The sequence below is a fragment of the Pseudoalteromonas sp. HL-AS1 genome, assembly GCF_031198785.1.
GTDB lineage: Bacteria > Pseudomonadota > Gammaproteobacteria > Enterobacterales > Alteromonadaceae > Pseudoalteromonas > Pseudoalteromonas distincta.
Map to the genome: position 1 here is coordinate 972880 of NZ_CP133569.1, position 12282 is coordinate 985161.

The following is a 12282-nucleotide window of genomic DNA, read 5'->3' on the forward strand; positions in this document are numbered from 1 at the left end:
GTTACTCAGTTGCCATGTCTATGGAGTGCAACAATGTTCGTGCATATAAATGAAGATTTGGATCTTCTGGGTTTGACGTATTAGTTAGCCAAATTACATTGCCTTTTTTATTTACAAACAATGTAGTAGGAGTGCCTCGTATACCTAATTGCTGTGCTATTGCATCGGCTTTTACGGCTGTTTTAAAAGTATAACCTCTATCGCTAAGCGCTTTAGCGGGAGTAGCATCGTCATCTTCTTTAAAGCTCACGGCAATAACTTTTAAGCCCATATCATCAATTTTTTGAAGTGCTGGCTGTAGCTTTTTACAGTACGGACACCACGTTGCCCAAAAGTGTAAAACGTAAGGTTGACCTAATAAATCTTGAGTGTTGAGCGGCGACCCATCAGCCATTTGTAAATTTAATGTAGGCAATTTAGGATATGTTGCTTCTGAGCTTGTATCTTGTGCGTAAGCTGTAAAGCTTAATAAAATTAGCGTGATGTTAATAAATAGCTGTTTCATAATATGCTCTTTTTTATTTTACATATTAAACAAGAACGATAATTTAACATTTTTCTTTCAAACTAAAAGCCAGCAGCTTGTTCAACAACAATAGCGTGGCGTTTAGCGAGGCGTAGGTGATCTCTATCGTAACCTCCGCCTATCACAGTAGCTACAGGTGTATTGTGTTCAAGGCAGCGTTTTAGCACTAAATGGTCACGTTTAGCTATGCCATCCCAGCTAATATCTAACTTACCCAAGCCATCACCTTGCCAAATATCAACGCCAGCATCGTAAAGTACTAAACTTGGGTTTAGCTCTTTAAGTAAATAACTTAGTGTTTCGTCAACTATGGCAAGGTATTCGTCGTCCTTCATATTATTTGCCAGGCCAATGTCTAAATCGCTAGCGGACTTTCTAAAGGGGAAGTTTTTTTCGCAATGGATAGAGCAGGTATACGCATAGGGTTGATGCTGTAACATTGCGGCTGTGCCATCACCTTGGTGCACGTCTAAATCAAAAATAAGTACGTTAGTTACCTCACCCGATTCAATTAAAGTTTGCGTGGTAAAGGCCAAATCGTTAACCATACAAAAACCTGAACCAAAGTCATTATGTGCGTGATGTGTACCACCGGCAAGATGACACGCTATACCGTGTTCAAGTGCTAAGCGGGCTGTCTGTAGCGTTCCTTGAGGGGCTGTAAATGTACGTGCCATAAGCTCTTGTGACCAAGGTAGACCAATGCGACGCATTGCTTTTTCATCTAAGCGGTTGTGCCATAAATCTTGGATATAATTATCGCAATGCACAAGCTCAAGGGGCTCTGGCGTGCCTAATATTGGCTCAACTAGGTTACTGCCGATTAAACCAAGCTCTGCAACATGTTGATATAAATGTGCAAATTTACTCATTACAAAGCGATGCCTAGGATCAAAGCTAAATGAGTAGTTAGGATGGTATACCAAAGGTAAATGAGGATTTAAGCGCATATTTACAAGCTTTATAAAGTTTGCGCTATGGTAATCAACTTAAGAGAATGAGTCTATTGTGAGTCATTAATAAGTGACGCTAATTCGCGATGCAGTAGCTCATCATCGGCTAAGTTTAGCTCTATTAAACGCTTTAAATAAGTAATACTGTCTATATCAATGTGATGGCATTTTAAACCAATATGATCGGCTTCAATATGGCAAATCACTACTTCCATTTTTATTTCTATATCGCTTTGAGGCAATGTAAAACGCAGTATTGCTTGCGTATTGTGGCTGCCAATAAATGCATCACAATTAGTAACCAACGCGCCATGTAACGATAGATCGAGTAATTTACACGGATACTGTTGGCTATCAAAACATAACAGAGCGTTAGTTGAAAATAGCACACGAGAAAACTGTCGACGATTTTGCATAACCTAATTTAGCCTTACTGTTTTTTATAATAAATTAAGCATAGCGGGTAATTCTCTACATGCTAGCAGGATGTGCTCTTGTAATGCTGGTGGCATAAAAAAGCCCTGCAAAGTGCAGGGCTTAAGTTATACAAACATAAAATTAACCAATATTTTTAGCCAATTTTTTTGTATTTAATACGTTTAGGTTGAGTTGCCTCAGCGCCTAGGGTCTTTTTAAGCCACTCTTCATATTCAGTGTAGTTACCATCAAAGAAGTTAATTTGACCTTCATCCCGGTAATCTAAAATATGTGTAGCAATACGGTCAAGGAACCAACGGTCATGCGAGATACACATTACACAACCTGGGAACTCTAAAATAGCGTTCTCCAGTGCACGTAGTGTTTCAACGTCCAAGTCATTGGTTGGCTCATCGAGTAGTAACACATTGCCGCCAGCTTTTAATAACTTAGCAAGGTGTAAGCGGTTACGCTCACCACCTGATAGGTCTTTAACAAACTTTTGCTGATCGTTACCTTTAAAGTTAAAGCGACTTACATATGCTCGGCTTGGGAACTCAAAGTTACCAATTTTCAGTACGTCTTGTCCGTCTGATATTTCTTGGAAAACAGTTTTGCTTTCGTCCATACCGTCGCGGAACTGATCAACAGTAGCTAGGTGTACTGTTTCGCCAACGCTGATGCTACCGCTGTCTTGCGTTTGCTCACCGCTTATCATTTTAAACAGCGTTGATTTACCCGCGCCATTCGCGCCAATAATGCCCACAATGGCACCTTTTGGCATGCTAAAGCTTAAGTCATCAATTAAAACTCGATCGCCAAAACTCTTACGAAGATTAGTTACTTCAAGTACTTGGTCACCTAAACGCGGGCCAGGTGGAATAAACATCTCGTTAGTTTCGTTACGTTTTTGGTAATCAGACTGCTGCATTTCAGTAAACTGAGCCATACGTGCTTTTGACTTAGCTTGACGACCTTTAGGGTTTGAACGAACCCATTCAAGTTCTTGCGCAATTGATTTTTGACGAGCTTTTTCAGATTTTTGTTCTTGCTGTAAGCGCGCATCTTTTTGTTCAAGCCAAGAAGAGTAGTTACCTTCCCATGGAATACCTTCACCACGGTCAAGCTCTAGTATCCAGCCAGCTACATTATCAAGGAAGTAGCGGTCATGCGTTACTGCCACTACAGTGCCTTCGTAGTCATGTAAGAAGCGCTCTAGCCATGCAACCGACTCAGCATCTAAGTGGTTAGTTGGCTCATCAAGAATAAGCATATCTGGCTTTTCTAGTAACAAACGACAAATAGCAACACGGCGGCGCTCACCACCTGAAAGGTGCTCAATTTTAGCATCCCACTCTGGCAGGCGAAGTGCATCAGCTGCACGTTCTAAAACGTTGTCGATGTTATGACCATCGTGCGCCTGAATAACAGCTTCAAGCTCGCCTTGCTCTTTTGCAAGTGCGTCAAAGTCAGCGTCTTCCATGGCGTATTCGTTATACACTTCGTCAAGACGTTTAAGTGCGTGTTTAACTTCGCCAACAGCTTCTTCAACAGTTTCACGTACTGTTTTACTTTCGTCTAAAATAGGTTCTTGCGGTAAATAACCAATTTTAGTACCAGGCTGAGGATGTGCATCACCTTCAAAATCTTGGTCAACACCGGCCATAATACGCAGTAACGTAGATTTACCAGAACCGTTTAAACCAAGCACACCAATTTTAGCGCCAGGAAAAAAGTGCAACGAAATATCTTTTAAGATAGTGCGCTTAGGTGGCACAACCTTAGATACTCGACTCATCGAGAATATAAATTTATCAGGTAAAACCATGGAGGAAAGCCTTCAAATAATAATAAAAATTTCAATGTTGTATTGTAGTGGCTGACGGGTGAAACAGTCAACGAATGCTGTATAGAACAATACACTTACCTAAGCGGTACTTTGTTTTGATTGCTCGTTAAAAACACTACTATTACAGGATTTCTATTGTGTAAAATTCTGTAATCTATTGTTTTATATTGTTCAAATACATTCCATTTTTAACAAAAGTGGTACAGTATATTTACAAACTGTAAAGTATAAGCAAGTTATATAGGCAGGCCACACTTAGTTTGTTGTTCAACATCACATTATTAAATATTACAAAGGTTTAAAGGAATGAACATGAAAATAGTCACAAAGTTAGGGGCATTACTTTTAGGTTTATACTCATTTTCGAGCCAAGCAGACATACTCCACGTAAATGGTTATTACCAAGGAATAGGGATAGGGTCTACGCAAATTGATGTATACGAGAGTGATAGCATACAGTTTACAACGCTTTATGGCCGGTTTGGATATCAGTTTTCGCGTTACTTTGCATTAGAAGGGCGTATAGGGTTTGGGTTAAATGATGAGTCAACACCTCTAAACGGAATTGTTTACACTCAGAACCCACAGGACGGCTCGCTTAGTTCAGAATTCATTAAGAGCGAAATCGATTCAAGCCTTGATTTGCAAACAAGTATATTTGTAAAAGCTAATTATCCAATTTCATCTCGAGCTGATGTGTTTTTATTTGGTGGCTATGGTAGAAATAAATTAAGTTACAATGAAGGTGACTTAAAAAACCTTGCAGAATCAATAACTGGTACAGATACAAATTCTACGCTAATTACTGAGCAAAACTACGACGAAGGCGGCGTAACGTACGGAACTGGCGTTGACTTTAGGCTAGCTCAACGCTGGCAAGTAAGTGCTGAATACCAATATTTTGATACAAATGAAGGCGATATTTACGCTCTTAATTTATCTGTAAATTATCGTTTTTAATTATAATAGCGCTACTGATTTTAGTAGCGCTGTTTCAATTCACTAAAACAAAGTACTTCAATATAAATGCACTGCCCCTCATCTATAGCTTTTAGTAAGTCTTAAAAAAACCATGAATAAATTTCATTTGGACATCTATACATCTAGAGGTTGATATTTTTTACTTTCAGTTCATAATTAAGCTTCGGTTTTTATGAGCAGGAGTAAAGTATGCCAATTACAGTAAAAGACGAGTTGCCGGCAATTGCACGTTTACGTCAAGAAAACGTATTTGTAATGCCAAAAAGTCGTGCAAAAACGCAAGAAATACGCCCAATGCGTTTGGCTATTTTAAACTTAATGCCTAATAAAGTAGAAACCGAAGTTCAGTTTATTCGCTTACTTGCCAATTCGCCTTTGCAAGTAAACGTAGAACTACTGCGCCTCGACACTCACCGCAGTAGCAGCAATTCAGAAGAGCACCTTGATACCTTTTACCGTTATTTTTCTGAGGTTAAAGACAACAATTACGATGCATTAATAGTAACCGGTGCGCCACTTGCACATTTAGAATACGATGATGTAGCGTATTGGGATGAGCTAAAGGTCATTATTGATTGGGCTGAGCAACACGTTACCTCTACGTTGTTTTCGTGTTGGGCAGCGCATGCAGCGTTATATCATCGTTACAATTTAAAGCGTGATTTAAAAGACGATAAACTGTGTGGCGTATTTACTCACCAGTGTTATTTTGATCACGGTGCACTGACTCGCGGATTCGACGATACCTTTTTAGTACCGCACTCACGCTACGGCCATATTGATATAAATAAAATAAACGCCTGTGAAGAACTCGTTGTACTGGCAGGTTCTGAGCGAGTAGGGGCTTACTTACTTAAAAACAAATCGGGTAGCCAAGTGTTTATAACCGGCCACCCAGAGTACGACGCCGACTCGCTAAAAGCAGAATACGAGCGCGATTGTAAAAAAAGCCCTAATGCACCAAAGCCCGAAAATTACTTTCCGGATGACGATGCAACCAAACAACCTTCAAAAACGTGGCAAAGCCATGCTTTTTTACTTTTTTCGAACTGGTTAAATTACTACGTGTACCAAACCACACCGTATGATATTAATTTAGTTAGCCAAGACGTGAGGACTAACAACTATGCCGAATAACGCGCCTACAAATAATAAGCAAGCCGAAATAAGTGCCGCATTAAAAGAACGCATTTTAATTTTAGATGGCGCTATGGGCACCATGATCCAAGATCATAAGCTAGAAGAAGAAGACTATCGCGGAGAGCGTTTTAAAGACTGGCATGTATTGATTAAAGGCAATAACGATTTATTAAGCCTAACCAAGCCCGACTTAATCACTGATATTCATCGTGGCTTTTTATCAGCGGGCGCCGATATTATCGAAACCAACACGTTTAACTCGACCACTATTTCGATGGAAGATTACGACATGGCAAACCTAAGCCGTGAAATAAACGTAGAGTCGGCTAAATTAGCACGCGCAATTTGCGATGAATTTACGGCTAAAACGCCAGAAAAGCCGCGCTATGTAGCCGGTGTTTTAGGGCCGACATCTAAAACGTGTTCAATTTCGCCAGACGTAAACGACCCGGGTTACCGAAATGTCACCTTTGATAAGCTAGTTACTGCGTATGTAGAGTCTACCCTTGCATTAATGGAAGGCGGCGCCGATTTAATACTAATCGAAACTATATTCGACACGCTTAATGCAAAAGCCGCCTCGTTTGGTGTAGAAGAAGCCTTTGAGCAAGCAGGGCGCACATTACCAGTTATGATCTCGGGCACTATTACTGACGCTTCTGGCCGTACGCTTTCTGGGCAAACAACCGAAGCATTTTATAACTCTATTCGCCATATTAAGCCTATTTCGATTGGTTTAAACTGCGCGCTTGGCCCTGATTTACTGCGCCAATATGTAGAAGAGCTTTCGCGCGTGTGCGAAACCTTTACATCGGTACACCCTAATGCGGGCTTGCCTAATGAGTTTGGTGAATACGACTTAGAAGCGCCTGAAATGGCAGCCGAAATTATCGATTGGGGTAAATCGGGCTTTATTAATATAGTAGGTGGATGTTGTGGCACCACGCCTGCGCATATTCGTGCTTTTGCAAAAGGTTTAGCAGGCGTTAAACCACGCCAACTGCCAGAGCTTGAAGTACGCATGCGTTTATCAGGCCTTGAAGCCTGTAACTTAAATTAAGGAGCCAACATGACCCAACAAATAGCAGTATTTACTAATGTCGGCGAACGTACCAATGTAACCGGTTCTGCCATGTTTAAACGTTTAATCATGGAAGAAGACTTTGAAGCTGCGCTAACAGTGGCCCGCGAACAAGTAGAAAATGGCGCACAGGTTATTGATATAAACATGGACGAAGCCATGTTGGACTCAAAAGCCGCGATGGTTAAGTTTTTAAACTTAATAGCCTCAGAGCCTGATATTTCACGCGTACCCATTATGGTCGACTCCTCTAAATGGGAAGTAATAGAAGCAGGCTTAAAGTGTATTCAAGGTAAGGCCATTGTTAACTCTATATCGCTAAAAGAGGGCGAAGAGCCGTTTATTCGCCAAGCTAAAATAATAAAACGCTTTGGTGCAGCTGCCGTTGTAATGGCGTTTGATACTGACGGACAAGCTGATACAGCAGACCGCAAATATGAAATATGTGCCCGCAGCTACAAAATATTAGTAGAAGACATTGGTTTTCCACCAGAGGATATTATATTCGATCCTAATATATTTGCCGTAGCCACCGGTATAGAAGAGCACGACAACTACGCAGTAGAATTTATTGAAGGCACACGCCGCATTAAGCAAAATTTACCGCACTGTAAAGTGTCGGGCGGGGTGTCTAATGTATCGTTTTCATTTAGAGGTAATAACCCAGTACGTGAAGCTATTCACTCGGTATTTTTATACCACGCCATAAAAGCAGGCATGGATATGGGGATTGTAAACGCAGGCCAGCTTGCTGTTTACGACGACATACCAGAAGAGCTTCGTAAAGCCGTTGAAGACGTAATACTTAACACTGATCCAGGCGCAGGCGAGCGTTTAGTAGAGCTTGCACCAAAATACTCTGGTATGGCACAAGCCGAGCGAGTAGAAGATTTAGAATGGCGCACATGGCCTGTAGAAAAACGCCTTGAGCACGCGCTTGTAAAAGGCATTACTACCTTTATAGATGAAGATACCGAAGAGTGCCGCGCTGCTGCCGATAAACCTATTCACGTAATTGAAGGGCCGTTAATGGACGGCATGAACGTGGTAGGTGATTTATTTGGCGCAGGTAAAATGTTTTTACCACAAGTGGTTAAATCGGCGCGCGTAATGAAACGAGCCGTAGCCTACCTAGACCCATTTATTGAAGCCGAAAAAGAAGAAGGTTCAACCAATGGTAAAATAGTGATGGCGACCGTAAAAGGCGACGTACACGACATAGGTAAAAACATTGTAGGCGTGGTACTACAGTGTAATAACTACGAAGTTATTGATTTAGGCGTAATGGTACCTGCTGATAAAATACTGCAAACCGCCATCGACGAAAAAGCCGATATTATTGGTTTATCGGGCTTAATTACCCCATCGCTTGACGAAATGGTGCACGTAGCAAAAGAAATGAAACGCCGTGGTTTTGAACTGCCGCTACTCATTGGTGGTGCAACTACCTCTAAAGCGCATACCGCAGTAAAAATTGAGCCGCAATATGACAAAGGCGTTGTGTATGTAAATAACGCAAGCCGTGCAGTTGGTGTAGTTTCAAACTTATTATCAAAAGACATTAAACCTGACTTTTTAGCTAAAACTAAAGCTGAATATGTAAAAGTGCGCGAGCAACAAGCGCGTAAAAAACCACGCTCTAAGCCTGTTACAATCCAGCGCGCACGCGATAACGCAGCACAACTCGATTGGGATAACTACACACCACCAGTGCCTAAAAAGCTGGGCGTGACCGAGTTTAAAAACGTATCAATTGCTACTTTGCGTAAATACATAGATTGGACGCCATACTTTATGACGTGGTCAATTGCCGGTAAATACCCGCGCATAATGGACGATGAAGTAGTAGGCGAGCAAGCACAAAGCTTATTTAAAGACGCTAACGATATGTTAGACGACCTTGAAAAAGCAGGCAGTTTGCAACCACTTGGTGTAATTGGTTTATTCCCGGCTAACCGCGTGGGTGATGACATAGAAATATACACCGACGAAACACGCAAAGAAGTATTAACTACTTCATGCCATTTACGCCAGCAAACCGAAAAAACCGACTTTGCTAATTATTGCCTAGCCGACTACATAGCACCAAAAGGCACGCCTGATTACTTTGGCGCGTTTGCAGTAACGGGCGGCCTAGAAGAAGACGACTTAGCAAATGCGTTTGACGCACAGCAAGACGATTACAACAAAATAATGGTTAAAGCGGTTGCCGACAGGCTCGCCGAAGCGTTTGCAGAATACCTACATGAAAAAGTACGTAAAGAGTATTGGGGTTTTGCACCAGACGAAAACCTAGCAAACGATGAGCTAATACGCGAAAACTACCAAGGTATTCGCCCTGCGCCAGGTTACCCAGCGTGCCCAGAGCACACCGAGAAAAAGAAAATTTGGCAGTTGCTCGATACCGAAAAGCGCATTGGTATGCAGCTAACTAGCTCGTACGCCATGTGGCCAGGTGCTGCTGTTTCGGGTTGGTACTTCTCACACCCCGAGGCTAAATACTACGCCGTAGCAGCTGTGCAAAAGGATCAGGTAGAAGACTACGCTAAGCGAACCAATATGACGCTCGCAGAAGCTGAACGTTGGCTATCGCCTAACTTGGGGTATGATCCGGAATAAAAGCGAAGTGGTTAAATAGCGAAGCGGTCAGTTTTTAGCTGCCAGCTATCAGTGAAACAAAAACGAGCCCAAAGTGGCTCGTTTTTTGTACATGTTATTTCCATTAATAATTAGTTTACATGATAAGTAATCGATGTGATTATTAAAAAATTAATCTTAAGTCTTTGATATCTAAAAATGCATAAAATAGTATTTTAGATTTCTTATTACTTATATAAATTCAAAGCTCTTAGAAAAAATTATTTTCATACACATAATTTTTTTGATTGATGATGATAATTTATTAGTTACTTCTGGCCTAAAATAGCTAGAAATAGAAATCAATGTTTAAAGGCTAACAATACTTAACTAGGATATAAAAATGTGCTCTTCTGGAGATAAAAAATCAGATGATAAACTTCTATTGCAGCTAGAGAATAATTTTAAAACAGTTAATGAGTGGCTAAAATTCGCAGAACAAAAGAATGCATCGCTGATAGTACTTAACGCAGGAATAATATGGGGAGTATCCCGATTATTTATAAATAAAGTTAATCTAGAGCAGCTGTCTGTATATCTTAATTGGGTTGGTTATTCCCTATCCGGTATATCTTTACTCATTGGTATTATTTCACTCATGCCAATACTATCAAATGTCTGGTACATCAATAAAGAAAAAAACGAAAGCGATAACTCAGTTTATTTTGGGCATATTGCGAAGTATACAGATAAAGCGTATTTAGATTTATTATCATCCAAGATAGGTTTTCTTAGGAAACAATACACTGGTATAGAATATGACCTAGCAAATCAATTAATCGTTAATTCAGGTATAGCAATGGTGAAGTTTTCGAGATTTAAAATATCGTCTTACTTAACGCTAGGTTCAATATTTTTCTTTGGGGTTTCATCAATAATATTTTTTACAGGGAGTTAGGAATGAATAATAAGCAAATACCACAGGAATACATTGATATTATTGATGTTCAAGTCGAGAAATTTAGTAACCATATAGAAATAATTAAGAAAAATAAAATTCCTTTAAATAAAGATGAGATTACTAGTGAACAATCAAATAAATGGATTCAAATTAATAATGTAGTTTGTGTATATGTTGATATGAAAAACTCTACACAATTTAGTGCATCAAGTCATGCATCTACAACGGGTAAAATTTATACCTTGTTTACTGGTACTGCAGTACGAATATTTAAAAAGTTAGGGGCTTCTTATATTGATATTAGAGGGGATGGAGTCTTTGCGCTATTTAATGAAGATGAAGTTCATAAAGCTTTAGCTTCCGCTGTTACATTTAAGACTTTTGCAACTGAAGTATTTATTCCTAAAGTACTAGCTAAGAAAAAGGAGTTTGATACTGGTGTACATATCGGGATCGATCAGGGCAATCTATTAGTCAGTAAAATTGGATTAAAAAAATATAAGAATACAACAGATATGTTTAATGAAGTTTGGGCTGGGAAACCAGTTAACTTTGCTTCAAAGCTAGCTGGCTTATCAAATAGCGATGAAATTTTAGTTTCAGAGCGATATTATAAAAACATCAAAAACAATGCTGCATTATATTCTTGTAAATGCAGTGAACCAACACTTCTATGGGAAGAAGTTGATTTGAGTTTTGAAAATAAGGTACCTTTTGATAAAGCAATGAAGCTGGAAAGTATATGGTGTAAAAAGCATGGTGCAGAGTCGCTTGAAAATATTATTGCTACAGATGAGGAATCATCTTGACTTAGGTATATAAGTTGAATTTTTTGCTCGTATATTAAATTTAGCTTATTTTAATAAAGGACTATAAATGAAGCTTTTAAGTTGTACCGCATTATACTTAGCTCTACTTTTTACATCGAACACGTTTGCCCTTGAGCAAAAGTATCACGAGTTCGTTTTACCTGTTATTGCTGCTTTTAAAGCGCATGATAAAACTGCGATTGCAGCACTTATTCGCTACCCGCTAAAACGACGATATCCCATACCTGACATTAAAAATGAAGCCGAGTTTATTAACCGCTTTGATGAAGTATTTAATGATGAGCTAGCGGCAGTTATTGCCAGTTCAAACATTGATACTGATTGGGATAAAGTAGGTTGGCGCGGCATTATGCTAAATAACGGCGTTATGTGGGTTGATACTGACGGTAAAATTATTGCTGTAAATACACAAAATACTAAAGAGCAGACACTTGCTAAAAGCTTAATCGAACAAGGTAAGCAATCCTTGCACGCAAGTATTAATACCTTTGAAAAACCAGTACTCGATTGGAAAACGGCTAACTACCATATTCGTATTGATGATTTAGGTGATAGAAATTACCGTTATGCTGTGTGGAGTAGTGATAAAAGGCCAAAGGACAAGCCTGATATGGTTTTATCTAACGGCGATGTAACGGTTAGTCGCACTGGCGGTAATCACCATTATACGTTTAAAAATGGACGTTATAGTTACATACTACATGTAACCATTATTGGCTGTGATACATCACCACCAGGTTGGCTTGAAGTTTATAAAGACGATGAGAAATTGTTGTCTGAAGATGTTATAAGCACTCATTAATCGATTTTAATTAGTAAATATGCGGCTAAGTTTTTTAGAAAACTAGCTTAGCTGAAAATAAAATATTATTACGTTATTTCTTCTATGTCTTTGTAAAACTTTGTTAATCGCCTCTTTATTTCCGGTTTTTACTCTATATAATGCCGTGTTAATGGAACGTTACAG

The 12282-nt window shown here is 39.6% G+C and carries 11 protein-coding genes; 7 read left to right on the top strand and 4 right to left on the bottom strand.

All coding sequences use genetic code 11. The annotated features are described in order from the left end of the window. Position 1 precedes the first annotated feature (1 nt). From RB214_RS04540 to ettA, 4 genes are all read right to left on the bottom strand, one after another. On the bottom strand, positions 2-505 hold the full coding sequence (locus RB214_RS04540) for a TlpA disulfide reductase family protein (protein ID WP_309168472.1): 504 nt from the start codon (positions 503-505) through the stop codon (positions 2-4). 62 nt (positions 506-567) lie between these two features. Further along, positions 568-1476 carry a histone deacetylase gene (locus RB214_RS04545; RefSeq protein WP_309168473.1) on the bottom strand — a complete coding sequence of 303 codons (909 nt, stop codon included), beginning with the start codon at positions 1474-1476 and terminating at the stop codon, positions 568-570. A gap of 53 nt (positions 1477-1529) precedes the next feature. Further along, the gene (locus RB214_RS04550) at positions 1530-1895 is read right to left on the bottom strand and encodes a PilZ domain-containing protein (RefSeq protein WP_002958114.1); all 366 of its coding nucleotides are present in this window, start codon (positions 1893-1895) and stop codon (positions 1530-1532) included. A gap of 155 nt (positions 1896-2050) precedes the next feature. Continuing rightward, entirely contained in the window at positions 2051-3724 is a 1674-nt protein-coding gene (gene ettA, locus RB214_RS04555) for an energy-dependent translational throttle protein EttA (protein WP_039486820.1), read from the bottom strand. 333 nt (positions 3725-4057) lie between these two features. On the opposite strand from ettA, the gene RB214_RS04560 reads away from it, so the two are divergent. The 7 genes from RB214_RS04560 to RB214_RS04590 all read left to right on the top strand — a co-directional run bounded on the left by RB214_RS04560 (position 4058) and on the right by RB214_RS04590 (position 12117). Beyond that, the gene (locus tag RB214_RS04560) at positions 4058-4705 is read left to right on the top strand and encodes a porin family protein (RefSeq protein WP_309168474.1); all 648 of its coding nucleotides are present in this window, start codon (positions 4058-4060) and stop codon (positions 4703-4705) included. Between the two features lie 210 nt (positions 4706-4915). Next, positions 4916-5863: a homoserine O-succinyltransferase gene (gene metA / locus RB214_RS04565; protein WP_002958117.1), complete on the top strand. Its 948-nt coding sequence runs from the start codon at positions 4916-4918 to the stop codon at positions 5861-5863. Next, complete coding sequence (locus RB214_RS04570; RefSeq protein WP_007376157.1) at positions 5853-6926, top strand: homocysteine S-methyltransferase family protein; 1074 nt, start codon at positions 5853-5855, stop codon at positions 6924-6926. Before metA ends, RB214_RS04570 begins: the two co-directional genes overlap by 11 nt. Positions 6927-6935: 9 nt before the next feature. Beyond that, positions 6936-9566, top strand: coding sequence for a methionine synthase (gene metH, locus RB214_RS04575; RefSeq protein ID WP_309168475.1), 2631 nt, complete (start codon positions 6936-6938; stop codon positions 9564-9566). 361 nt (positions 9567-9927) lie between these two features. Further along, the gene (locus RB214_RS04580) at positions 9928-10482 is read left to right on the top strand and encodes a Pycsar system effector family protein (RefSeq protein ID WP_309168476.1); all 555 of its coding nucleotides are present in this window, start codon (positions 9928-9930) and stop codon (positions 10480-10482) included. 2 nt (positions 10483-10484) lie between these two features. Next, on the top strand, positions 10485-11294 hold the full coding sequence (locus RB214_RS04585; RefSeq protein ID WP_309168477.1) for an adenylate/guanylate cyclase domain-containing protein: 810 nt from the start codon (positions 10485-10487) through the stop codon (positions 11292-11294). 67 nt (positions 11295-11361) lie between these two features. After that, positions 11362-12117 (top strand): hypothetical protein, encoded by a 756-nt coding sequence (locus RB214_RS04590; RefSeq protein WP_309168478.1) that lies wholly within the window; start codon positions 11362-11364, stop codon positions 12115-12117. Positions 12118-12282 lie beyond the last annotated feature (165 nt).